Source organism: Ruegeria sp. HU-ET01832 (genome assembly GCF_040371315.1).
GTDB lineage: Bacteria > Pseudomonadota > Alphaproteobacteria > Rhodobacterales > Rhodobacteraceae > Ruegeria > Ruegeria lacuscaerulensis_A.
The window spans coordinates 1-23,515 of sequence record NZ_BAABWL010000006.1; the positions used below are offsets into that span (position 1 = coordinate 1).

Below are 23,515 nucleotides of genomic sequence, written 5' to 3' on the forward strand. Positions count from 1 at the left end.
TCCACTGGGGCATAAACGGGGGCATTTCTCGGAGGGTTTACCCCCAAGCGCCTGCTGTCGTTCCATGTTCTGATGAACTGGCTGGGGTGGTAGGATTCGAACCTACGATACACGGTACCAAAAACCGCTGCCTTACCACTTGGCTACACCCCAACGGTGAGGCGCTATCTACGATTGTTGTCTGGGGGGTTCAAGTCCTTTCAGGCAAAAAATCAGCTCAGGTTAAAATATTTTTTCAAACCTGAGCAGCCGCCATACTGGGGCCTTCAGGACAGCATTAAAGGGATCGCTTTTTCAAGGCTCGTAGCCCTCAAGCTCTAGAAGATCGCCGCAAAAACGGTGTGCTCGGAAACTGCTGCTAGGCATTGTGATGTGACAGGCGACCTAAGTGCGTGCCATTCATTTAAATAGCCCATCATAAAAAGTAGGTGAAAGATGAAATATCTGCGCACACCAGACGAACGTTTCCAAGAGTTGTCGGACTACGATTTCGCTCCGCATTATACACAGATCGACGACACTGAAGGCGGGTTTATGCGAATCCACTATGTCGACCAAGGACCGCAAGAGGCCGCGCCTGTCTTGATGATGCATGGTGAGCCAAGTTGGTCATACCTGTACCGACATATGATCAAGGGATTCGTTGCGCAGGGTCATCGGGCGATTGCACCGGATTTGATTGGCTTTGGGCGGTCGGACAAACCGACCGAGCGCGACGATTATACCTATGCGCGCCATGTGGCCTGGATGGGAGAATGGCTTCGCAAAACGGATCTACATGACATTACGTTATTCTGTCAGGACTGGGGCGGTTTGATCGGCCTGAGACTATGGGCAGAAATGCCGGACAGATTCGCACGTATTGTGGTTTCGAATACGGCTTTACCCACTGGTGATCAGCCAATGGGTGAGGCGTTCGAAAATTGGCGGACATTCAGTCAGACTGTCCCGGTTTTTCCGGCAGGTGGCATCCTTCAAGGCGGAACCGAGACGAGCTTGTCCGACGAGACATTGGCAGCCTATGACGCGCCGTTTCCCGATGAAAGCTACAAAGCCGGAGCGCGCCAGTTCCCCATGCTTGTTCCCGCGTCACCGGACGATCCGGCCGCTGGACCCAACAGGCAGGCTTGGGAGGTGATACAGGGACTTAAAACACCGGTTCTTACGGCCTTTGGTGCAGATGACAAAGTCATGGCAGGGATCGATCAGATATTCCAAAAACTGTGCCCTGGCGCTGCGGGACAACCGCATGTCGTGCTGCCCAAGGCAGGCCACTTTCTGCAAGAGGATGTTGGCGTCGAACTGGTAAAGCTGACCTGCGATTTTATTGAAAGGACGTCCTAGTTACCGGAGCATGGCGGATCATTCGCGAACTTCACCGGGTTCTACACCCCAAAGATTCGACTTGAGTGTCCAGCCTTTGTAACCCCCGGCTGAGATCCGGCACCAGTCAATGGTGCAACTGCCCAGCCGGGCAACAACTCCGGCCTCGAACTGGGCGCTGACCGGTGAGTTCGGATCGGGGTTGGTGTATACGGGCAGCATTTCGGATTCGATCAAAACCGTCCGTACGCCGGACAACAAAGCATAGTGTACCCAGCCACCGGCTCCGTCGCGATCCTGAACCTTCCGCCAGTTTCCGAATTCGGCCGTCACCTGCAAGGGCATCCCACGCCGTTTGAAGACCCAGTCGATTCGATGTGTCAAAGACGGACCGCGCCGCACATTTCCCTCGGCTGCCTTCATCGAAACGAAACGCGGCAGCGGCAGGTTTGTGACTTGGCCGCGTTTATCCTGTGCAGCTGCGCTTGACGCGCAAATTCCTATCAGGATCACGCTTATCAGCGCCGCTATTCGGCGTTTTGCGGGTAGAATACCACTCACTGACGGTCTGCTCTTGTGCCTGTTGATCTTGTTTCGAAAAAAGGTGGTTTCAATGCCCTTGGGGTTCTTGTGCCCCGCCTTTTCCTGCGCCACGATGCCATGGCGCGCGAAGTTTTGCAAAGCAGTGGGAGTGCACAGGTGCCAAGAGAACGTCTGAGTGTTGTCGTTACGCGACGGTTGCCCGAGGCGGTGGAAACGCGATTGAGCGAACTGTTCGATGTTCAGCTGCGTACAGACGATGCCCCCATGACCCGAGATGAGCTTGTCGCCGCGGTCAAAGAGGCAGATGTGCTGGTTCCCACCATCACCGATACAATCGACGGCGGGCTGCTGGGGCAGGCGGGTGAGAACCTGCGCCTGATCGCCAACTATGGTGCAGGGGTCGACAATATTGATGTGGCAACCGCCCGCCAGCGGGGCATTCTGGTGTCCAACACTCCGGGTGTGCTGACCGATGATACCGCTGACATGACTATGGCGCTGATTCTTGCTGTAACGCGTCGTATCCCCGAGGGGCTTTCGGTGATGCAGAAATCCGAATGGGATGGATGGGCTCCTAATGCGTTGTTGGGCGGCAGAATCGGTGGGCGCCGTCTGGGCATTCTTGGTATGGGCCGGATCGGTCAGGCCGTAGCGCGGCGGGCCAGCGCCTTTGGGATGCAGGTGCACTACCATAACCGCCGCCGGCTACGGCCTGAAACGGAACACGAGCTTGAGGCAACCTATTGGGAAAGCCTTGACCAGATGGTTGCGCGGATGGATGTGATTTCTATCAACTGCCCGTCGACACCGTCCACTTTTCACCTGATGAACGCGCGGCGGCTGAAGCTGATGAAACCCTCGGCGGTGATCGTGAACACTTCGCGCGGCGAGGTGATCGATGAGAACGCTTTGACCCGGTTGATCCGCTCGGGCGAGATCGCCGGGGCCGGTCTGGATGTGTATGAGCACGGCACCGATGTGAACCCACGCCTGCGGCAATTGTCCAATGTCGTGTTGCTGCCTCATATGGGGTCCGCGACATTGGAAGGCCGGATTGAGATGGGCGAAAAGGTCATTATCAATATCAAAACATTCGAAGACGGCCACCGCCCACCGGATCAGGTGGTTCCTGCCATGCTCTGACGCATCACGCAGGCTGGTTGCTTTTATTTTTTAGGAGGACACTATGAAACGAAGTCTGATTTCAGGATTGTTATTGTCCGTCATGGCCTTTGCTGGCCCGGCCATAGCGCAGGAAGCAGCCGACACCGTCGCACCCGAAGGTGGTTCGACCGGGCAGGTTCAGGGCCTGACCGAAGAGGTCATCGCCGCACTGGAAGCCAAGCTTGCGGGCGAGCCGGTCACTTCGGAAAACTGGATGGTAGCAGCAGCGAACCCGCTGGCAGTTGAAGCTGGGGCCAAGGTTCTGCGGGCCGGAGGATCAGCTGCCGATGCGATGGTTGCCGTTCAGGTAGTACTGGGTCTGGTTGAACCTCAGTCGTCGGGCCTTGGGGGCGGTGCGTTCCTGGTCTGGTATGATGCCGCAACCGGTAAAATGACCACGTTGGATGGCCGTGAAACTGCTCCGTTAGAGGCAAACCATCGTCTGTTTCAGGATGAAAATGGCGAGCCGCTCAAGTTCTTCGATGCTGTTGTCGGCGGCTTGTCTGTCGGAACACCAGGCACCCCGGCACTGTTGGAAGAAGCCCATCGCCGCTGGGGCCGCAGCCCATGGCCCGGCCTTTTTGCAGACGGGATCACACTGGCTGACGACGGATTCCTGGTTTCGCCCCGGTTAGCAAGCCTTGTTGAAAAGGACGCCGAGCGACTGTCACGTTTTCCGGTGACGGCCTCGTATTTCCTGCCGGATGGCAAGCCGCTTGAGCAGGGGCAGCGTCTGGTGAATCCGGACTATGCTGACACGCTGCGGACGCTTGCCAGCGAAGGCTCGGCTGGCTTCTATGGCGGAGAGATCGCCGCCGGGATCGTTAGCACCGTTCGCGGGGCCGAAGGCAATCCCGGTGTATTGTCGGGCATCGATCTGGCGCTGTATCAGGTGATTGAACGTGAACCGGTCTGCGCGACCTATCGCGCCTACGAGGTCTGCGGGATGGGGCCGCCATCTTCGGGCGCGCTGACAGTTGGGCAGATCCTGGGCATGTTGGACGGGTATGATCTGGCCGAGTACGGACCAGAAGATATCAATACCTGGCGTCTGATCGGAGATGCCTCGCGGCTGGCTTTCGCTGATCGCGGCCGCTACATGGCCGATCACGACTTTGTCCCGATGCCGACGCAGGGTCTGGTCGACCCCGGCTATCTGTCCGAACGCGGAGAGCTTTTGAACACAGATGGTGCTTTGATCGACGCGAAACCGGGTAACCCGGCCTTCGATCACGCATCAAACTGGGCAGATGACGTGTCGATCGAGCTGCCATCGACATCGCATATTTCGATCGTGGATCAATACGGCAATGTCCTTTCGATGACGACGACCATTGAGAATGGGTTTGGATCCCGTCTCATGACCAACGGGTTCTTGTTAAACAACGAATTGACTGACTTCTCGTTCAAGACCCACAAGGATGGTGTGCCAATTGCCAATCGGCTTGAACCCGGCAAGCGACCCCGATCTTCGATGAGCCCGACAATCGTAATGCAGGACGGTAAACCGGTTTTGGCCATCGGCTCGCCCGGAGGCAGCCGGATCATCGGCTATGTCGCCAAGTCGATCATCGCGTGGGCAGACTGGGATATGGATGTCCAGCAGGCCCTGTCCTTGCCGCATCTGGTCAACCGGTTCGGCACCTATGACGTGGAACAAGGCACCGCAGCCGAAGGGTTCACGGATGGTCTGACCGCGCTGGGATACGAGGTTAATCCGCGCGACCTGACCTCGGGGTTGCACGCGATCGAGATCGGCGACGTTCTGATTGGTGGCGCGGATCCAAGACGTGAAGGCATTGCGCTGGGCGAATAACCCAGCGCCTAAATAAGGAGCAGCATGGTGCAGGCAGTTGCGTTGCCCCGGAATGAAAACGGGATCCAAACGGTTGTCGGAATTCTGAAACAGAAATTCGGCGACCGGTTGCAAACCGGTCAGGCCATTCGTGAACAGCATGGCCACACGACGACCTGGATTGAAAACCAAAGCCCCGACGCCGTTGTTTTTCCGCATTCTACCGACGAAGTGGCCGAGATTGTCAAAGCCTGCGCCACACACAAGGTTCCGGTGATCGCGTTTGGCACGGGAACCTCGCTTGAGGGGCATGTGAATGCGCCTGCCGGAGGAATTTCGGTTGATCTGACACAGATGAACAAGGTGCTGGCCGTGAATGCCAGCGATCTGGACTGTGTCGTGCAACCCGGTGTCACGCGCGAAGATCTGAATACCCATCTGCGCGATCAGGGCCTGTTCTTTCCAATCGATCCCGGCGCGAATGCGTCGCTGGGTGGAATGGCGGCCACGCGCGCCTCGGGTACGAACGCGGTGCGCTACGGTACGATGAAGGATAATATCCTCAGCCTTGAGGCTGTGATGCCCGACGGGCAGATCATACGTACCGGCCACCGGGCCAAAAAATCCTCGGCCGGGTATGATTTGACCCGTTTGCTGATCGGCGCCGAAGGCACGCTGGGCATCATTACCGAGATCACCTTGCGACTGCAGGGCATCCCCGAGGCAATCTCCTCGGCGCGTTGTTCTTTTCCAACCGTCGATGCGGCCTGTCAGGCTGTGATGATGACCATTCAATACGGTGTGCCTGTTGCCCGCATAGAACTTCTGGACGAGATGTCGGTGCGCGCCGCCAATGCCTATTCCAATCTGGCCTTGCCGGAAACGCCGCTGCTGTTGCTTGAGTTTCACGGCTCGGAACACGGTGCCGTCGAACAAGCCGAGACCTTCGGTCAAATCGCTGAAGAATTTCAGGGTACGGATTTTACTGCGACTACGACCACCGAAGAGCGGAACAAGCTGTGGCAGGCCCGGCACGATATGTATTGGGCAAGCCTGCAGCTTCGGCCGGGCGCGCGCGGAATCTCTACCGATGTCTGCGTTCCGATCTCGCGACTGGCCGAGTGCGTCACGGCCACGCAAGAAAAGGCGCAAGAGCTGGGCTTGATGGCCCCCATGGTTGGGCATGTCGGAGACGGCAACTTTCATACCTTGTTGCTGATTGACATGGACAATGCCGATGAGGTCGCAAAAGCCGATGGTTTTGTGGGTTGGCTGAACGATCTTGCGATCTCGATGGAGGGTACCTGCACCGGAGAACATGGAATCGGTCAGGGCAAGCGTCCGTATCTGGTCAAAGAACTGGGTGAAGCCACTCGTTATATGGCAGCCATTAAGGCGGCGCTGGATCCCGACAACATCATGAACCCCGGCAAAATTCTGTAGCTGCTTCACTTCCATTTGAGTGAATGCGCCACCAAAGGTCGGTTTTGCCCTTTTTTGCGTCGGCTGGACTTGGCGCTGAGACGCAGGCTTGGGCATAAACCTTGCCAAACAGACTCAATCCGGAGAGCGGGCGAATGAAAACCCAAGTCAAAGCACTGGTTGTCGGCGGCGGTGCCGTCGGGACCTCGATTGCATACCACCTTGCCAAGGCAGGCTGGGACGATGTGATGCTGATCGAACGGGACGAGCTGACATCTGGTTCTACGTGGCACGCAGCGGGCTTGTTGCCGCTGTTCAACATGTCCTATGCGACCACCCACATCCACAAGTACTCGGTCGATTTCTACAAGACGCTTGAAGAAGAGACCGGCCTGAACGCGGGCTTTGCCGTGGTCGGCAACCTTCGCATGGCGCAGACGCAAGAGCGTATGGACGAATACATGCTCTATGCCTCGACCGCCGAGACCTGTGACGTGGCTTATGAATGGCTGACACCCGAGCAGATCAAGGAACGCTGGCCGCTGATCGAAACCTCGGACTTGAAGGGCGCGATCTATCACACCGAAGATGGCTATATTAACCCCGCAGACGTAACGCAGGCGATGGCCAAGGGTGCCCGTCAGCGCGGAGTTGATATCGTCCGTAAACTGCAGGCCGATGCTTTCCACTGGAACGGCACCCACTGGGAAGTCACCTGCACCAAGATGGTCGAAAAGGGCGGCAACCTTGTCGAAAGCGACGAGCAGGTGGTTATCACGGCCGAACATGTCGTGACCGCATCGGGTAACCACGCACAGCGCACCGCCAAGATGCTGGGCATCAAGATGCCTGCGATCCCGGTCGAGCACACTTTTATCGTCATGGACAAAGACCCCGAGCTGGTCAAATGGCGTGAAGCCGGTAACCCCGAACACCCTGTTGTTCGTGACGCTGACAACGAGTCCTATGCGCGAGAGGAACGTGGCGGCTGGATTTTGGGTATCTACGAACACGGTGCTCCCGCGCGCTTTGAACATGGCGTGCCCGACAGCTTCCGTGCTGACCTTTTCCCGCTGGATCTGGACCGGATCGCGGATCAGTACATGGCGATGGCTGAGCGTGTGCCGTCCTGCGCCGAATCCGGCCTGAAAGACGATTTTAACGGCCCGATCTGCTATACCCCCGACGGCAACCCGCTGGTTGGTCCGGCTCCGGGCCTGCGCAATATGTGGCTGGCCGAGGGCTTCTCGTTCGGGATCACTGCTGCAGGCGGCACCGGCTATTATCTGGCGCAGATGATGGTCGATGGCGAAGCCGAGATCGACATGGCCTCGCTGGACCCCAAACGGTATTCGTCGAACTGGATGACCACCGAATTCGCGGCGCGCAAGAACGAAGAATGCTATGAACACGTCTACATCCTGCACCACCCCGACGAAGAGCGTGAAGCCTGCCGTCCGCTGCGTACTGTTCCGGCCTATGACCGCCAGAAAGCGCGTGGCGCACAATTCGGCTGGGTTAACGGCTGGGAACGTCCGAACTATTTCGGCCCCGTCGATGCTCCGGATAACTTCGACAGGGAAAGCCGCAGCTTCCGTCGCGGTGGTTGGTGGAAACACGCCGTGGAAGAAGCCAAGGCGATCCGCGAAGGCGTGGGCCTGATCGACGCGTCGGCCTTCACCAAGCACGTCGTCAAAGGCCCCGGTGCGACTCAGTTCCTGGATTGGTTCACCTGCAACAAGCTGCCCAAGGTCGGTCGCATCAACCTGACCTACGCGCTGACCTCGCATGGGACCACCCGCACCGAATACACCATCGTCCGTAATGGCGAGAACAGCTACTACATCGTCTCTGCCGGTGCCTGGACCGAGTATGACGCGGATTATCTGCGCAAGGCGGCCGAGGACAAGATGGAGGAGTTCGGCTACATCGAAATCCAGGACGTGACCACCCAGTGGGGCGTCTTCGCAATCGCCGGACCCAAGTCGCGTGACGTTCTGAAAGAGGTCATCAAAGACGCCGATCCGGAAACCGCACTGTCCAACAAGCGCTTCCCGTGGCTGTCGGCCCGTCAGATCGAACTGGGCATGTGCCCTGTGAACGCGATCCGCGTGGCCTATACCGGTGAACTGGGCTGGGAACTGCACCACCCGATCGAGATGCAGAACTACCTGTTCGATCTGCTGGAAAAAGCCGGCGAGAAACACGGTATGAAGCTGGTCGGCGCCCGCGCCCAGAACTGGCTGCGTCAGGAGAAATCCTATCGCGCCTTCGGCACCGAACTGGGTCGCGACGCAACCCCGCTGGAAGCCGACCTGCCGCGTTTTGTCGATCTGTCGAAAGACTTCTACGGCAAGGCCAAGCTGGAAGAGACCGGTGTGCGCGTGAAGTGCTGCACTCTGCTGATTGACGGGCCGGACGATGCGGACCCGTGGGGCCGCGAGGCGCTGTATACGCCGGAAGGTGAACGCGTCGGTCGTCTGACCTCGGGCGGTTATTCGGTCGCGTTCGAGAAATCTATCGGCATGGGCTATGTGAAGCCTGAGCTGGCGGTCGAAGGCACCAAGCTGCAAGTTAAAATACAGGACAAGCTGTGGGATGCGGTTGTGACCTGCGACAGCCCATATGATCCAAAGAACGAAACCATCCGAAAGGACGGTTGATACAGAGTATCAATTCAGGCGGCGCAAAAATGCGCCGCCTGAAAAAGCCGATTTGGCGGGTCAGGTGTTTTCGGTCGGAGAAAGCCGTGAATTACTGCAGAAGCTGTAGGCTCGTGTGATAGGATAACCCAGTCTGACGGGGTAGCAGACACACTGGCAACAGGTTTGGATTTCGATCAGAGGCCAGGCTTTTCCACCACAAAGGCCAAATTGTTTGCAGGCATCTCAATGGTTTTCACAAGGGTCAGGCCTTGTTCCAGCATACACCCGATAACGTCTTGATCGTTCTTGTATCCGATTTCCGCATCTTGTTGCACCAACGCGTCATGGAACCGTTGGTCACCATCACTGGTCAGTTGCCCTGATCGCATGAAAGGCCCGTAGAGGATAAAGCGTCCGCGTGGGTTCAGGGCCTTTGCAGCCTCAGTCAGAATGGTTTGAGTTTCCTGCCAGCTGATCAGATGCGTTAAGTTGATCAGGACAATCAGGTCGCGTTCACCATACTTTTCATGCCACCCCGCTGCCGTTGCATCCAATTCCACAGAGTTGGCAATATTGGCATGCTCGGCAGCATACGTGTCGATGCTGGAGCGGCGCTCGGGCTCAATTTCAGTCGGTTGCCACGCCAAACCTGGCAGTTTTCGAGCGAATGCGCTGACGTGCTGCCCTGTGCCACTGGCAAGCTCCAGTGCATGGCCAGCGGTCGGAGCCCATTCCGCAAGCAGGTCTGATAAGGCTTCGGTGTTGCGGGTGGCCGCCGGGGCGATCATTCGGGCGCCCTCGGCCTGCGTTGCAACACTGGCGTTTGCGGGAAGGGTGCGTTTGCTCATTATCGGAACCTGCAGGGCTTTAAGGCGTTTACACTGTCTGCGTCTAAGTCAGAGGTCGCGCCAGTTACCAAATCTGCAACCAGCTTAGACGCGGCGGGCGATGTCTGGAACCCATACCCGCCCTGACCGGCAGACCAGATAAATGTCGGCTCGGACGGTTCCGGCCCCAGAACCAATGTGCCGTCCGGGGTAAAGCTGCGTAGCCCCGCCCAGTTGGCCTCAAGCCGGGTAACGGGTTCAGTCATCATTTCTTCGTACCGGGCTAGCCCTTCGGCAAGGATCATGTCGTCTGCATAGGCGTCATGTGGCGGCACAGGGGTCGCCTCGGACGGAGAGACGATCAGACTGCCTGCGTCTGGTTTGGCATACCACCCTTCGCCTGCACCCAGCATCATGGGCCAATCTCGAACATCGTAGCCACCCGGAGCTGGAATGCGTGCCATCGATCGTCGCTTAGGACTGATACCAACCGGCGCAATCCCAGCCAAAGCAGCGACCTCGTCGACCCAGGGTCCGGCGGCATTGATGACAAGGCGCGCTTCGTAACGATGTTGGCCGTCAACCACCCAGTTCTTGTGTTTTTTCAGCGACGTGACACGGTTTTTGGTCAGAACCTCTCCGTCATTGCGGCGAATGGTTCGGGCAAAATCCTGCATCAAACGGTCGGTGTCGATGTCGAATGCGGCGTCGCTGATCGCCGCGTGGCTCAGGACCTCTGGGTTCAGGATAGGCACACGCGAAACTGCGTCCGAGTTGGAGATAACTTGCATTGAAAGGTCGCTGACATCGCGGTCAAAGGCCTCTTGCTGCGATGCGTTGGCAACCATCATAAGACCGCGTGGGGTAAGATACCCACCTTCGTGCAGAAACCCGGCGCTGGCCCGGTTCAACGCGACAACCGATGGAGGGCCATAGCTTTCCTCGAACAAGGCGGCCGAGCGGCCAGAGGCATGGTACCCAAGGGCGTCTTCGGCCTCGAGCACAGCAACTTTACCGAAAGCAGAAAGGCGCGCCCCGGTGCTGAGGCCAGCTATCCCTCCACCGATGATGAGGAAATCTATCATGCCGCTTGAATCCTTGAAAAAAAACGCACAGACGGGGCAAGCCGCGCAGCGCATACTAAGCAGGCTTGAATTTGGGCATCAACCCATCCAAACACGTCATATACAATTATAGGAGGGCAGGGTGACAGCCGCAGATTTACACCCAATGGCCACGGGACATATTCCGCACTACGTGGTCCAGGCGGATGGCAGTGATTATCTTTTGACGTTCATGTTCGTATTTACGGTCGGTGTGATCATCTTGATTGGTGTGGGGTATTTCACGCTGCATTCGATTCCGGAAAAAATCGCACACGAATCCAATCATCCCCAGTTTCAACTGGTTGGTATTCTTGCCCTGCTGGCTTTGTTTACTCATAACGGCTTGTTCTGGATTGCCGCCATCTTGGTCGCCGGTTTTCAATTTCCCGACATAGGTGCGCCATTGCGTGCGATTGCCGACGCGATCCGATCTTTGGGGCCGCAGCGTCAGGATCCACCCGTGCCCCAGTCGCCCGAACATCAGGAGCAATAAGATATGCTTGAAACGCTGATGTGTGCACTGGTCACGGTGCTACCGGATTATTTGTTCCGTCGCTTTGTCCAAGGCAAACGGATCGGGCACGAGATTACCCTGTTCACCATGTGGTATGAGTTGCGCTGGGGTCTGACCACCTGCGCCATTCTGGCGCTGACCGTGATCACTACGCTGTTCTATTTTCACCCTGCCAGCAAGACAGCAGCGTCTTACTTTCGTACGGTAACAATCCTGCCGCAATTGGGTGGACGCGTCGCCGAGGTTTATGTGACCAACAACCAGCTGGTTGTTGCTGGGCAGCCCATTTTCCGAATGGAAGATTTTACCCAAACGGCAATGGTCGAGGCCGCCCATGCGCAGATCGCGCAGGTTCAGGCCTCTTTGAAAGTGGCCGAGACCGATCTGGCCGAAGCGACTGCCGGAATTGCGGGTGCCAAGGCCTCGCTGGATCAGGCGATTGAGGACCTTGAGCGTAACACGACTCTGCGCGACGAAGGGTCCAGTGCCGTGCGTCTGGCCGAAATTGACCGGCTGGAAAACATCGTGGCTGAACGCGAAGCCAAACTTGTGGCTGCAGAGGCGAAACGAGCCGCTGTTGTTCAACAGATCGAAGAGCTGATCCCGGCACAGCTTGCCAGTGCGAACGCGCAACTGGACGCGGCCCTGACCGAGTTGGACAAGACCGTTGTTGCCGCAGGTGTGACAGGTCGGATCGAGCAATTCGGCCTGCAGGTCGGCGATTTCGTAAGCCCCCTGTTGCGCCCTGCGGGCATTCTGGTGCCGTCGCATTCGGGGCATGATCGGTTTCAGGCCGCGTTCAACCAGATGTCTGCACAAGTCATCAAGCCCGGCATGATTGGCGAGTTGGGTTGTATGACCAAGCCCTTTACCGTCATCCCAATGGTCGTGGTGCAGGTTCAGGACGTGATCCCATCGGGGCAACTGCGCCCGTCCGACGAATTGCGTGACGTGCAGGCCAACACCTACCCTGGCTCGATCCTTGTTTACATGGAACCGCTCTACAAAGGCATGGCTGATGACATCCCTCCGGGCAGCAACTGTTTGGCGAATGTCTACACCAGCAATCACGAGAGGCTGGAGCATGAAGATCTGGGCTTCTGGCATGCAGCGTTCTTGCACGTGGTCGATACGATCGGTGTGGTGCACGCAGCGGGTCTGCGCTTGCGGTTGATCCTGATGCCTGTGAACACTCTGGTTCTGAGCGGGCATTAACGACAAATTAGCTACATGGTTACAGAGACGCCCCAAAACATCATAGTTTTGGGGCATTCTCGGCGCGGGCCTTTTGTTCAAGTGACAGAATATCTTGGGCTGGAAGCAAAGACAGGTTGACGTGTGCTTCAAGCGGGATCAGACCGCGTAGTTGCAAATCAAGATACCGCAAACAACAGACCCGCAAGAATGACGTAAAATTACCTACATCATGCCCTGCATCCAGGCTTTCATTGTATAGCCTGTGCAACAGTTGGGGCACGGTAAGCTCATCCCTCTCGCTGACGGTTTCCAGCGTACGCCAGAAGAGCTCTTCCAGGCGCACGCTGGTGACCATACCTTCCATTCGGAATGAACGGGTGTGAGAAGCCCAAAGCGCCGGATCGGCATCGATAAACAACTGGCACATTGGGTTCCCCTTCGCTTCAGCGTCCCAGCCGCTCTTTGACGTCGGCCGCGAAGTCTTCGTATCGACGCAATGACTTCACCTCGACCTTAACATGATGACCCATTTTCTGCATGATGGGCAGATCGAACAGAATCCTGTCCAGAGTATCTGGATCTTCGACATCGACGATCGCCGTCACTTTGCGTTCACCGACAACCTTCCACAAGTCTTTGACGACGCCCGCCGACTTCGCGCCCAAGGCGGCTTCGGCCTCTTCTGCCCAGACTCCCAGCAGACCTTGCTGGGCCAACGTAGCATCGTATTCAACGTTGAAATTCAGTTGATAAAGCATGTTTTCCTCCGAGTTTTTTTGACGCGTTTAGATAAAGCGACCACCTTTTTCGATCACTTCGATTTGATAACCGTCGGGGTCCGACACAAAGAAAAACCGCGCTACGCGCGTTCCTCCGGGACGGAAATCCACGATGTCTTTGGGATGGGCTCCTAGATCACGGATGTGACCATGCATGGCGTCCAGGTCATCGACGACAAAGGCGATGTGACCGTATCCATTACCCAGATCATAAGGTTCACTACGATCTTTGTTTATGGTCAGTTCTAGCTCGAAATCGGAACCTTCCGAAATCATGTAGATCAGGGTAAAGCTTTCAAAGTCGAGCCGATCCTTAACCTTCAGATCAAAAGCTGTCTTATAAAACGTCACGGCCCGGTCTTCATCGATAACCCGGATCATGCTGTGTGCAAGTTTTGCCATCTGCGCACCTCCTGCGGCTTTGTACCGGGCAGAGAACGCGAAGTGGTATTATAGGACTAATACAACCCTGAATTTTTGCTGAAGAAGGCATGCAACTCGGTTGATGGTTGCCGCCCTCAAGGCCAAAGTACACGTCAAAAGCAGACCAAGAAAAAAGGCCCGCAAATTCCGCGGGCCTTACAAGTATTCGCTGAGATACTGGTTTACTGCGGAATTTCGCCTTCCAGCCCTTCAACGTAGAAGTTCATGCCAGCCAGGGTACCGTCATCGGCTGTTTCGCCGTCCGCCAGCCAGTCGCTGCCGTCCTGCTTTTTGATCGGGCCGGTGAAGGGATGGTATTCACCTGCAGCCATTGCGGCTTTCAAAGCCAGCGCCTCTTCCTTGACATCAGCAGGTACCGCGTCGGAAATCTCGCCGATAGCGACCATGCCTTCGCGGATACCGTCCCAGGTGTTCGCGCTTTCCCATGTGCCGTCCATCACAGCCTTGGTCCGTGCGATGTAGTAGGGTGCCCAGTCATCAATGATTGACGAGACGCGCGGGAAGGGGGCGTATTCGCTCATGTCAGATGCCTGACCGAAGGTGACCACGTTGCCCGCTTCTTGTGCGGCGGCCTGCGGTGCGGTCGAGTCAGTGTGCTGCAGGATCACGTCAGCGCCCTGTTCGATCAGTACGGTGGCGGCGTCAGCTTCTTTTGCGGGGTCAAACCAGGTGTAGGCCCAGATGATCTTGAACTCGACATCCGGGTTTACGGCTTTAGCGTGCAGATAGGCCGAGTTGATGCCGCGGATCACTTCAGGGATCGGGTAGGATCCAATATAACCGATGATGTTCGACTTAGTCATCTTACCCGCTATGTGACCCTGAACCGCGCGGCCTTCGTAGAAACGCGCCGAATAGACCGAGACGTTTTCGGCGGTTTTATAGCCGGTCGCGTGCTCGAACTTCACGTTCGGGAATTTCTTGGCAACGTTGATGGTCGGGTCCATGTAACCAAACGAGGTGGTAAAGATCAGGTCTGCGCCTTCCAGCGCCATCTGCGTCATTACGCGCTCGGCGTCGGGGCCTTCTGGGACGGACTCGACAAACACGGTTTCAACCTTGTCGCCAAACTCTTCTTCAACGGCCAGACGACCTTTGTTGTGTTCGTAGGTCCAGCCGCCATCGCCGACTGGGCCAACGTAAACGAAGCCGACCTTTGTCTTTTCGTCGGCCATCGCTCCCGAAGCCAGCCCGAGCGCCATGGCGGCGCTTGCCAAAAGTGTAGTGAATTTCATGTGGTACTCCCCAAGTTGGTTCAGTTGGCCCCGTCTAGTGCGAGGCATGGAAGGTCCGGCCCAGTGAGGCAGGTGCGCTGCTCTTGTCGGCCGAAAGGATCACAAGCACAAGGATCGTGATGATGTAGGGCGACATTGCCAGATACTCGACCGGAATGGCAACGCCCGCCGCCTGCAAATTGAGCTGCAAAACGGTGATACCGCCGAACAAATAGGCACCCAGTAATGCTCGCCACGGCTTCCAACTGGCGAACACCACCAGTGCAAGGGCGATCCAGCCAACCCCGGCGGTCATGCCCTCGGTCCATTGGGGCACACGGATCAGGCTGATGTAGGCTCCGCCCAGACCCGCACAAGCTCCGCCGAACAGGATCGCCATGACGCGGATCTTGATGACCTTGTAGCCAAGCGCGTGCGCGGCATCGTGGTTTTCCCCGACCGCGCGCAGGATCAGACCGACACGAGTGTACTTTAGCGTAGCCCAAACCGCTGCAGTCAAAGCGATGCCGACATAAAGGATAGGGTCGTGCTGGAACAGGATAGGACCGATCACCGGAATATCGCTGATCACCGGAATATGTATATCTCCCATGCTCGGGGGTTTGACGCCTACATAGCTTTGCCCCATCAGAGCGCTAAAGCCGAGTCCGAACAGGGTCAGGGCAAGACCGCTGGCGACCTGGTTGGCCAAAGCCACCTGTGTCAGCACCACAAACAATAAAGACAGAACCGCGCCGCCAATGGCTGCCGCGATAAAGCCCAGCCAAGGTGACCCGGTTTCGACCGAGATCGCAAAGCCACTGATCGCGCCGACGATCATCATGCCCTCGACGCCAAGGTTCAAAACGCCTGCTTTTTCAACAACCAGCTCTCCGATCGCGGCCAGCAGCAGGGGGGTTGCGGCCACCATCAAAGAGGCGACCAGAAGGACGGGGTTAATTTCACCAAGGTCCATTACGCCACCTCGCTACGTGCCGCACGGATGCGGTAGTTTGTCAGAAGATCGAAAGCCAGCAGGAAGAACAGAAGCATCCCCTGGAACACCTGAATTGCAGCGGCCGGCAGGCCCAACTGAGACTGCGCGATTTCACCTCCGATATAGGTCAGCGCCATCAAGCCGCCGGCCAGCAGGATACCCACCGGGTGCAGACGGCCAAGGAAGGCCACAATGATCGCGGTGAAACCGTAGCCTACGTTGAAGTCGATGCTGACCACGCCCGAAGGGCCTGAGACTTCGAACATCCCCGCCAGACCGGCCAGAGCGCCGGACAGGCCCAGACAAAACAGGATCAGACGGGCCGGGTTCACACCGGCAAACTTCGCAGCGCGCGGAGCTTCACCGGTCAAACGGATGTGAAAGCCCAGCATGTGCCGGTTCAGAAGGACATAGGAAAAGATCACTGCGATGAGGGCTGTCACGACGCCCCAGTGCATCCCAGATCCCGCGATCAACTCGGCGTTATGCGCACTGTCATAGGATTGTAGATTACGCGATCCGGGAAAGCCAAACCCCTCGGGGTTTTTCAACAAGCCAAGCGACACCGAGGCCAGCATCTGCTCGGCGACGTAGACCAGCATCAGCGAGACAAGGATTTCGTTGGTGCCAAAGCGAACCTTCAGAAAGGCCGGGATCATCGCCCAGAGCCAGCCACCGAATGCCCCAGCGATTACCATGATCGGAAAAATGTAAAACGCGTCCAGAGGGTAAAAGGCCAGACCCGCACCGGCCCCAAATATGGCGCCCATGATATACTGCCCCTCGGCCCCGATATTCCATATGCCGGCACGGAAACCCAGCGACAGACCAATGGCGATCAGCACCAAAGGCGCCCCTTTCACCAGCAGCTGCGGGCGGTAATAGAATGCAAACTCACCGAACAGGGGTTCCCAGAAAATGGTGCCGATGGCCTCGATCGGGTTCTTCCCCAGAATGGCGAACAGCAGCCCGCCGAATACCATTGTCGCCAACACCGCGACCAAAGGGGTGGCATAAGACCACGCCTTGGACGGCTGTGGCCGTTTCTCCAACACAATCATCCGCTCATACCCCCGTTTTCGTCTTTTTCTGTAATAGCTTAGACATGGGCTACCTCCATGCCATGCGCGCCGCCCATCATTAGGCCAATCTCATCCACGGTAAGGCCCGTAGTTGGTCGAGGCGCGCTGAGGCGACCTTCGTTGAGGGCGGCGAAACTGTCGGAAATCTCCATCAGTTCATCCAAATCCTGACTGATACAGACAACCGCCGTGCCCTTGGCTGCTAAATCCAGAATGGCCTGCCGGATCGACGCCGCAGCTGCCGCGTCCACGCCCCAAGTCGGTTGATTCACCACTAGCACATCCGGGTTTTGTAGTACCTCGCGCCCAATCACGAATTTCTGCAGATTGCCGCCGGACAACGAGCGCGCGGCGTTTTCCGGGCCTGGCGTGCGCACGTCGAAGGCGCTGATGATCTTTTCAGCGAAACTTTTGGTCTCGGCCCATTTCAGGAAGCCATTGTTTTCTAGACCTTCCCGAACCGATCCAGTCAGTAAGGCATTTTCCGTAAGGCTCATGTCCGGTGCTGCCGCATGACCCAAACGTTCCTCGGGCGCGGTTAGAACGCCCAGTTTGCGACGCGTAGTAGGCCCCAGCAAGCCGATGGGCTGACCGTTGAACTTGATCGCATCGGCGGTGGTGGTGATTTCGCCCGACAGCACGCCAAGTAATTCATCCTGCCCGTTGCCTGCGACGCCGCCGATGCCCAAAACCTCGCCCTTGCGGACGGTCATGTGGACATTGCGCAGCGCGGTGCCGAATTCCGAAGGCGAGGGCACGGACAGCCCGCTGACGTCCAGCGCGACTTCGCCGAAGTCACGCCCCGACCGTTCGGGCGTTTGCAGGGTTGAACCGACCATCATCTCGGCCATGTCCCGCGCCGATGTCTCGGCCGGAACGCATTCGCCCACATTCTTTCCCAGACGCAGAATTGTGGCGTGGTCACACAACGTGCGGATTTCTTCCAGCTTGTGCGAGATATAAAGGATCGAGGTGCCTTCGGCCCGCAATTTGTTCAGCGTTTCAAACAGGATTTCGACCTCTTGCGGGGTCAAAACGCTGGTGGGTTCATCCATGATCAGCAGCTTGGGGTCCTGCAGCAGACAGCGGATGATCTCGACTCGCTGGCGTTCACCTGCCGACAGGTCGCCGACGGTGCGATACGGGTCCAGCGGTAAGCCATAGGTTTCGGATACTTCGCGGATACGCGTGGCCAGATCGCTCATCTTGGGCGGGTTTTCCATCCCCAGCGCGATGTTTTCGGCCACGTTCAACGCGTCAAACAGGGAAAAATGCTGAAACACCATCGCGATCCCGTCGGCCCGGGCCGCGCGGGGTTCCGCCGGAGCAAAAGGCTGGCCACGCAGCAGCATGGTGCCGCTGTCGGGTTTCACCAGCCCATAGATCATCTTGACCAGCGTGGACTTGCCCGCGCCGTTTTCGCCCAACAGGGCGTGTACTTCGCCTTCGCCGATATCAAAGGACACCTGATCATTGGCCACGACGCCGGGATAAGCCTTGGTCAGCCCTTGCAGACTTAAAAGTGGAGTGGTCACGCGCTCTGGTCCTTCTTCAGTTCTTTCTGCCAAGCCGGGCGCAGTAGTTGCGCGGCGACGCCAATGGCGATCATCTGCGGGTGTTTGCCCAGACCGGGATCGCCAATCGGGCAGGTGATCTGCCTGATCCGTTCGGGGGAATGGCCAAGGGCTGTCAGCCGCGACCGGAATCGCGCCCATTTCGTAGCCGAGCCGATCAGCCCCGCAAAGCCAAAACCACGCGTCAAAAGGCGATTACACAGCTCAAGGTCCAGATTATGTGAATAAGTCAGCACAAGATGCTCGGCCTCGGGCGGTGCGTGCTGGACCAGAGCGGCAGGTTTGGGCGTTGGAATTGGGGTGACACTGGTCGGGATCTGCGTGGGAAAGCGATCCGGTCCGGTGTCGACCCATGTGATTGCAAGATCGGGCAGGGGCGACAGCACATCAACCAGCGCCCGCCCCACATGGCCTGCGCCCCAAATCCATAGCTGCCGGGTCGGTTTGTGAACGGGTTCGACCATCCAGCCGTCGATCAATTGCGGCTCGGGCGCGACGCCCTGCGCGCGGGCTGCGGCCAGCAGGCGCTTGACCGAAAGTGGCATATCGCCGCCTGACGGGGCACGTGCGATGACTGTCTCATCCAGCGCGTCCAACGCGTGTTGGTCGTAAACCTCGCTCAAAAGCGAGACCGCCCCTCCGCAGCATTGGCCCATATCGGGGCCAAGCGCATGGTGGGTCAGTCGCATTGGGACGGATTGCGCCCGTGCGGCGAGCGCCGCCTGATGCTCCAGCGTACCGCCACCGATCGTGCCGGACTGACCGCCCGCCCAAACCAGCATGGCGGTGCCGACCTCGCGCGGGGACGAGCCTTTGATGGCAGCGATGACCACGCGGGTCACGCGCCCGTGAATCTTGACCGCCTCCTGCAGAGCTTCAAGGTCAAATCCCATCAGGTGCCGCCTTTCATCCGCTGGACACCGCGCCAGAGTTCCTCTGCCGTGGCGGGCGCGTTCAGGGCCGGGTAGCCATCCCCGCTGGCCGCCACTGCGTTCGACAGGGCCAACCACGCAGAAATACCTAGCATGAAGGGCGGCTCACCAACCGCTTTGGACCGATAGATCGTGTCCTCGCGGTTCTCGCCGTCCCAGAGCGCCACGTTGAAGATATCGGGCCGGTCGGAACAGGCGGGAATTTTATAGGTCGAGGGCGCATGGGTGCGCAGGTTGCCCTTGCCGTCCCAGACCAGTTCCTCGGTCGTCAGCCAGCCCGCGCCTTGCACATAACCGCCTTCGACCTGCCCGACATCCAGCGCCGGGTTCAGCGAGGCGCCTGCATCGTGCAGGATATCGGTACGCAGGATGCGGTTTTCACCGGTCAGCGTGTCCACCGCCACCTCGGTGACGGACGCGCCATAGGCGAAGTAGAAAAACGGTCGGCCCCGGCCTGCGATCCGGTCCCATTCGATCTTGGGGGTTTTGTAGAACCCCGTGGCGGACAGGCTGATACGGCCCTGATAGGCCAGCGCGGCGGCTTCGGCGAAGGTATAGCGTTCTGCGCCGACCGAGACGTGCCCATCCGCGAACGTGACCGCCGATGGATCAGCCTGATGCCGTTCGGCCAGATAGTCCGCCATCCGGTCGCGGATCGTGTCGCAGGCGGCTTTGACAGCCATCCCGTTCAGGTCACTGCCCGAAGACGCCGCCGTGGCCGAGGTATTCGGGACTTTGGCGGTGTCGGTGGCGGTGATCTTGACCATCTCCAGCGGAATGCCGAACCGCGATGCGGCCACTTGCGCGACCTTTTGGAACAGGCCCTGTCCCATCTCGGTCCCGCCATGGTTCAGGTGGACCGAGCCATCCTGATACACATGCACCAGTGCGCCCGCCTGATTGAGGTGGGTCAGCGTAAAGGAAATCCCGAATTTGACCGGCGAGAAGGCGATACCCTTCTTTATCAGGCCGTTCTTCGCGTTCCACTCGGCGATGGCGGCCTTGCGAGCGGCATAGTCGCTGGATTTCAGAAGCGCTTCGGTCATGCAGTGTAGTTCGAAATCGCTGACCTCCATACCGTAAGGCGTGGTGTTGCCGCCGGCGGGTAGGGGACGAACGGGGGCATTCCCGGTTTCCACAGCACCTCGGCTGGTCAGGTCTTCGTGCGGGTCGGGATGACCCAGTGGTTTCGCGTGCAGCGGCTGATCGGCCACCTTATGCGCAGGCTCATAGTAGTTGCGGCGGCGTAGTTCGACCGGGTCCAGCCCAAGCGCATGCGCGGCGTGATCCATGACACGTTCGATCCCGACCATGCCCTGCGGCCCGCCGAACCCGCGATAGGCGGTCGCAGATTGGGTGTTGGTCTTCAGACGATGGCTTTCAATCCGGGCATTCGGCAGCAGATAGGCGTTGTCCGAGTGCAGCATCGCGCGGTCGGCGACGGGCAGGGACAGGTCCTGTGCCCAGCCGCAGATGACGTAGTGATGGAAGGAGACGCCCTGAACATGGCCGTTCTCATCAAACCCAGCTTTGTAGGCGATGCGGAAGGCGTGGCGCTTGCCGGTGATGATCATGTCATCATCGCGGTCGTATCGCATCTTGCAGGCCTTGCCGGTGGCGCGGGCGGCGATGGCGCAAGCCGCCGCCAGAGCGTTGCCCTGACTTTCCTTGCCGCCGAATCCTCCGCCCATCCGACGGGTTTCGACCCGCACGGCGTGCATGGGAACGCCCAAAGCATCAGCTACCTTGTGCTGAATCTCGGTCGGGTGCTGGGTCGAACTGTGGACCAGCATGTCCGCGCCTTCATTCGGCACGGCCAGAGCGGCTTGGCCTTCCAGATAGAAATGCTCCTGCCCGCCAAGTTCGAAACTGCCTTCGATCACATGGGGGGCGCTGGCAATGGCTGCGTTCGCGTCGCCCTTGGCATAGATGCGGGGGCCGTCCTCGAACCGGCTGTCAGCGGCCAGAGCTTGTTCGATGGTCAGTATCGGCGTGTCTTCGGCATAGTCGATTTTGCCCAGCCGCGCGGCTTTGCGGGCGGCCAGATGGCTGGTCGCCACCACCAGAAACACCGGCTGGCCGATATAGTGAACCGTGCCGTCTGACAGCAGCGGCTCATCATGTATCGAGGGCGAGACGTCATTCGCAAACGGCAGGTCGTCCGCCGTCATCACTTGCACCACACCCTTGGCGGCTTTTACTGCCGACAGGTCCATCGTGGTGATCGTGCCCTTGGCAATCGGGCTGAGGCCAAAGGCCAGATGCAGCGTGCCCTTGGGCGTTGGGATGTCATCCACATAGCGCGCGGTACCTGCGACATGCAGCGGGGCTGCGTCATGGGGGAGGGGTTTGGTCACGCTCATGCCGTCACCTTGAGTACGTCGGTCACTTCGCCCTGATCTTCAAGGAAATACCGCTCCAGCATCGCTTTGGCGGTTTCCAGACGATAGGTGGCCGAGGCGCGCATATCCGTGAGTGGTTGGTAATCGTCAGCAAAGGCGGGCAGCGCGGCCTGAATGGTCGCAGCGGTCCAGGGTTTGCCGATCAATGCGGCCTCGACATGGGCGGCCCGCTTCGGAGTGCCCGCCATGCCGCCAAACGCGATCCGCGCCTGGGTGACGGTGTCGTCCGTGACGGTGATGTTGAAGCAGCCACACACGGCTGAGATATCCTGATCGAACCGCTTGCTGAGCTTGTAGCATTTCAGGCGATCTGGCTGGCGGAGGAAGCTGACCGCCTCGACAAATTCTCCGGGCGCGCGGTCCTGTTTGCCGTAGTCGATGAAGAAATCTTCGAGCGGGATCGACCGGCGTGTTTCGCCTTTGCGCAAGTGCAGAGTTGCACCAAGGGCGATCAGGGCGGGCGGGTTGTCTCCGATGGGGGAGCCGTTGGCGATATTCCCGCCCACGGTGGCGGCGTGGCGAACCTGCACGCTGGCATAGCGGCGGATCATTTCGGCGTAGGAGGGGTGGAGATCGGCCAGCGCCGCGCCCATCCGGTTCATGTCGACCATGGCCCCGAGGCGGATTTCACCTTCGGTGATAGTGATGTTCTTGAGGTCGTCGCAGCGGTTCAGGAAAATCAGCGGGTCCAATTCGCGCAGCTGTTTGGTGACCCAGAGGCCCACATCGGTCGCTCCGGCAATCAAGGTGGCCTCCGGGTGATCTGCGTAGATCGCGGCCAGTTCGTCCGATGACGTGGGCAGCATTGGTTGGGCATCGGCATCCACGGGCGCGTCCTTGACCCAGACTGGTACAGGCATTGCCTCGATAGCCGTGGCGGCGCGGATGATCGGGGCATAGCCCGTGCAGCGGCACAGGTTCCCGGCCAGTTGCGTGTCATGGTCGGTCGCGCCATTCGCGTGGCTGGCGACCATCGACATGACGAAGCCCGGTGTGCAGAAACCGCATTGCGATCCGTGCAGATCGACCATCGCCTGCTGCACAGGGTGCGCCTCGCCATTCGGACCGCTTGCGCCTTCGACGGTGCGCAAGGCCTTACCGTGCAACTGGGGCAGGAACAGGATGCAAGCGTTTAAAGCCTTAGCACCGCCTTCATCTGTCACCATCACGGTGCAAGCGCCGCAGTCGCCTTCGTTGCAGCCTTCCTTGGTGCCGGTCAGGCCGCGATCCCCGCGCAGCCAGTCCAGCAGGGTGGCGGTCGGATCGACATCCGACAGCTCCACTGTCTCTCCGTTCAGAAGAAACGTGATGTTCATGCGTGAAACCCGTCGCCTTACCCGGTTGCGCCCCTGCGGCCCTCCTTCGATGCGACGTAGAAAGAGTGGCGGGCGAATAGCTTGCCGTCAGATGTTAGAAATAGCTCACCCGATCTGGCAAGAAAAACTGCCTGTGGGATGTACCATTACACCGGATGGCGATGAATTTGAAATTGGTGTCTACCGCACAGAGCTTTGAAATTAAAGTGTTTTGCCTTCTTGGGGCATTGCTGCTGCCG

The 23,515-nt window shown here is 58.5% G+C and carries 20 protein-coding genes and 1 tRNA gene; 7 read left to right on the plus strand and 14 right to left on the minus strand.

Features of this window, described 5'->3' with window-relative positions; all coding sequences use genetic code 11:
* Positions 1-78 precede the first annotated feature (78 nt).
* A tRNA-Gln gene (locus tag ABWV79_RS17140) sits at positions 79-153 on the minus strand.
* Positions 154-435: 282 nt separating this feature from the next.
* Between ABWV79_RS17140 and ABWV79_RS17145 the strand changes: the two genes are divergently transcribed.
* Positions 436-1,344 (plus strand): haloalkane dehalogenase, encoded by a 909-nt coding sequence (locus ABWV79_RS17145; RefSeq protein WP_353393462.1) that lies wholly within the window; start codon positions 436-438, stop codon positions 1,342-1,344.
* 18 nt (positions 1,345-1,362) lie between these two features.
* Here the strand turns inward: ABWV79_RS17145 and ABWV79_RS17150 are convergent, their stop codons facing one another.
* On the minus strand, positions 1,363-1,854 hold the full coding sequence (locus tag ABWV79_RS17150) for an SH3 domain-containing protein (protein ID WP_502949869.1): 492 nt from the start codon (positions 1,852-1,854) through the stop codon (positions 1,363-1,365).
* 168 nt (positions 1,855-2,022) lie between these two features.
* Here ABWV79_RS17150 and ABWV79_RS17155 point away from each other — a divergent pair, with 168 nt between their 5' ends.
* From ABWV79_RS17155 to ABWV79_RS17170, 4 genes are all read left to right on the plus strand, one after another.
* Positions 2,023-3,009, plus strand: a complete 987-nt coding sequence (locus ABWV79_RS17155) for a 2-hydroxyacid dehydrogenase (protein WP_353393464.1) — start codon at positions 2,023-2,025, stop codon at positions 3,007-3,009.
* Between the two features lie 43 nt (positions 3,010-3,052).
* Complete coding sequence (gene ggt, locus ABWV79_RS17160; protein ID WP_353393466.1) at positions 3,053-4,846, plus strand: gamma-glutamyltransferase; 1,794 nt, start codon at positions 3,053-3,055, stop codon at positions 4,844-4,846.
* Positions 4,847-4,870: 24 nt separating this feature from the next.
* Positions 4,871-6,268: an FAD-binding oxidoreductase gene (locus tag ABWV79_RS17165; RefSeq protein WP_353393468.1), complete on the plus strand. Its 1,398-nt coding sequence runs from the start codon at positions 4,871-4,873 to the stop codon at positions 6,266-6,268.
* 134 nt (positions 6,269-6,402) lie between these two features.
* A complete protein-coding gene (locus tag ABWV79_RS17170; protein ID WP_353393470.1) occupies positions 6,403-8,910 on the plus strand; it encodes a GcvT family protein in 2,508 nt (835 codons plus the stop codon).
* A gap of 176 nt (positions 8,911-9,086) precedes the next feature.
* Here ABWV79_RS17170 and ABWV79_RS17175 read toward each other — a convergent pair whose 3' ends face one another.
* Together ABWV79_RS17175 and ABWV79_RS17180 are read right to left on the minus strand one after the other, a co-directional pair.
* Positions 9,087-9,740 (minus strand): DUF938 domain-containing protein, encoded by a 654-nt coding sequence (locus tag ABWV79_RS17175; protein WP_353393472.1) that lies wholly within the window; start codon positions 9,738-9,740, stop codon positions 9,087-9,089.
* Positions 9,740-10,804: an NAD(P)/FAD-dependent oxidoreductase gene (locus ABWV79_RS17180; RefSeq protein ID WP_353393474.1), complete on the minus strand. Its 1,065-nt coding sequence runs from the start codon at positions 10,802-10,804 to the stop codon at positions 9,740-9,742. The genes ABWV79_RS17175 and ABWV79_RS17180 overlap by 1 nt, the downstream gene beginning before the upstream one ends.
* Before the next feature lie 121 nt (positions 10,805-10,925).
* On the opposite strand from ABWV79_RS17180, the gene ABWV79_RS17185 reads away from it, so the two are divergent.
* Both ABWV79_RS17185 and ABWV79_RS17190 read left to right on the plus strand, forming a co-directional pair.
* Positions 10,926-11,318, plus strand: coding sequence for a hypothetical protein (locus ABWV79_RS17185; protein ID WP_353393475.1), 393 nt, complete (start codon positions 10,926-10,928; stop codon positions 11,316-11,318).
* A 3-nt stretch (positions 11,319-11,321) separates the two neighbouring features.
* Positions 11,322-12,554 (plus strand): HlyD family secretion protein, encoded by a 1,233-nt coding sequence (locus tag ABWV79_RS17190; protein WP_170352260.1) that lies wholly within the window; start codon positions 11,322-11,324, stop codon positions 12,552-12,554.
* Positions 12,555-12,594: 40 nt separating this feature from the next.
* On the opposite strand, the gene ABWV79_RS17195 is transcribed toward ABWV79_RS17190, so the two are convergent.
* From ABWV79_RS17195 to xdhA, 10 genes are all read right to left on the minus strand, one after another.
* On the minus strand, positions 12,595-12,963 hold the full coding sequence (locus ABWV79_RS17195) for a ribbon-helix-helix domain-containing protein (RefSeq protein WP_170352261.1): 369 nt from the start codon (positions 12,961-12,963) through the stop codon (positions 12,595-12,597).
* A 16-nt stretch (positions 12,964-12,979) separates the two neighbouring features.
* Positions 12,980-13,294 carry a muconolactone Delta-isomerase family protein gene (locus ABWV79_RS17200; protein ID WP_353393478.1) on the minus strand — a complete coding sequence of 105 codons (315 nt, stop codon included), beginning with the start codon at positions 13,292-13,294 and terminating at the stop codon, positions 12,980-12,982.
* Between the two features lie 27 nt (positions 13,295-13,321).
* Positions 13,322-13,717 carry a VOC family protein gene (locus ABWV79_RS17205; RefSeq protein ID WP_170352263.1) on the minus strand — a complete coding sequence of 132 codons (396 nt, stop codon included), beginning with the start codon at positions 13,715-13,717 and terminating at the stop codon, positions 13,322-13,324.
* Positions 13,718-13,920: 203 nt separating this feature from the next.
* A complete protein-coding gene (locus ABWV79_RS17210; RefSeq protein WP_170352264.1) occupies positions 13,921-14,994 on the minus strand; it encodes a BMP family ABC transporter substrate-binding protein in 1,074 nt (357 codons plus the stop codon).
* Positions 14,995-15,028: 34 nt separating this feature from the next.
* A complete protein-coding gene (locus tag ABWV79_RS17215) occupies positions 15,029-15,949 on the minus strand; it encodes an ABC transporter permease (protein ID WP_170352265.1) in 921 nt (306 codons plus the stop codon).
* Entirely contained in the window at positions 15,949-17,031 is a 1,083-nt protein-coding gene (locus ABWV79_RS17220) for an ABC transporter permease (RefSeq protein ID WP_170352266.1), read from the minus strand. Before ABWV79_RS17220 ends, ABWV79_RS17215 begins: the two co-directional genes overlap by 1 nt.
* 38 nt (positions 17,032-17,069) lie before the next feature.
* Positions 17,070-18,587 carry an ABC transporter ATP-binding protein gene (locus ABWV79_RS17225; RefSeq protein WP_353393481.1) on the minus strand — a complete coding sequence of 506 codons (1,518 nt, stop codon included), beginning with the start codon at positions 18,585-18,587 and terminating at the stop codon, positions 17,070-17,072.
* A complete protein-coding gene (gene xdhC / locus ABWV79_RS17230) occupies positions 18,584-19,519 on the minus strand; it encodes a xanthine dehydrogenase accessory protein XdhC (RefSeq protein WP_353393483.1) in 936 nt (311 codons plus the stop codon). The genes ABWV79_RS17225 and xdhC overlap by 4 nt, the downstream gene beginning before the upstream one ends.
* Entirely contained in the window at positions 19,519-21,921 is a 2,403-nt protein-coding gene (xdhB, locus tag ABWV79_RS17235; protein ID WP_353393485.1) for a xanthine dehydrogenase molybdopterin binding subunit, read from the minus strand. Before xdhB ends, xdhC begins: the two co-directional genes overlap by 1 nt.
* The gene (gene xdhA, locus ABWV79_RS17240) at positions 21,918-23,276 is read right to left on the minus strand and encodes a xanthine dehydrogenase small subunit (protein ID WP_353393487.1); all 1,359 of its coding nucleotides are present in this window, start codon (positions 23,274-23,276) and stop codon (positions 21,918-21,920) included. Before xdhA ends, xdhB begins: the two co-directional genes overlap by 4 nt.
* Positions 23,277-23,515: the final 239 nt, after the last annotated feature.

Bases quoted from the DNA above. Each gene is read 5' to 3' on its own strand.
- ABWV79_RS17175 (WP_353393472.1), bottom strand. From the start codon at position 9,740: ATGAGCAAACGCACCCTTCCCGCAAACGCCAGTGTTGCAACGCAGGCC.
- ggt (WP_353393466.1), top strand. From the start codon at position 3,053: ATGAAACGAAGTCTGATTTCAGGATTGTTATTGTCCGTCATGGCCTTT.
- ABWV79_RS17170 (WP_353393470.1), top strand. From the start codon at position 6,403: ATGAAAACCCAAGTCAAAGCACTGGTTGTCGGCGGCGGTGCCGTCGGG.
- xdhA (WP_353393487.1), bottom strand. From the start codon at position 23,276: ATGAACATCACGTTTCTTCTGAACGGAGAGACAGTGGAGCTGTCGGAT.
- ABWV79_RS17215 (WP_170352265.1), bottom strand. From the start codon at position 15,949: ATGGACCTTGGTGAAATTAACCCCGTCCTTCTGGTCGCCTCTTTGATG.
- ABWV79_RS17205 (WP_170352263.1), bottom strand. From the start codon at position 13,717: ATGGCAAAACTTGCACACAGCATGATCCGGGTTATCGATGAAGACCGG.
- xdhC (WP_353393483.1), bottom strand. From the start codon at position 19,519: ATGGGATTTGACCTTGAAGCTCTGCAGGAGGCGGTCAAGATTCACGGG.
- ABWV79_RS17165 (WP_353393468.1), top strand. From the start codon at position 4,871: ATGGTGCAGGCAGTTGCGTTGCCCCGGAATGAAAACGGGATCCAAACG.
- ABWV79_RS17200 (WP_353393478.1), bottom strand. From the start codon at position 13,294: ATGCTTTATCAACTGAATTTCAACGTTGAATACGATGCTACGTTGGCC.
- xdhB (WP_353393485.1), bottom strand. From the start codon at position 21,921: ATGAGCGTGACCAAACCCCTCCCCCATGACGCAGCCCCGCTGCATGTC.
- ABWV79_RS17220 (WP_170352266.1), bottom strand. From the start codon at position 17,031: ATGATTGTGTTGGAGAAACGGCCACAGCCGTCCAAGGCGTGGTCTTAT.
- ABWV79_RS17180 (WP_353393474.1), bottom strand. From the start codon at position 10,804: ATGATAGATTTCCTCATCATCGGTGGAGGGATAGCTGGCCTCAGCACC.
- ABWV79_RS17145 (WP_353393462.1), top strand. From the start codon at position 436: ATGAAATATCTGCGCACACCAGACGAACGTTTCCAAGAGTTGTCGGAC.
- ABWV79_RS17210 (WP_170352264.1), bottom strand. From the start codon at position 14,994: ATGAAATTCACTACACTTTTGGCAAGCGCCGCCATGGCGCTCGGGCTG.
- ABWV79_RS17195 (WP_170352261.1), bottom strand. From the start codon at position 12,963: ATGTGCCAGTTGTTTATCGATGCCGATCCGGCGCTTTGGGCTTCTCAC.
- ABWV79_RS17190 (WP_170352260.1), top strand. From the start codon at position 11,322: ATGCTTGAAACGCTGATGTGTGCACTGGTCACGGTGCTACCGGATTAT.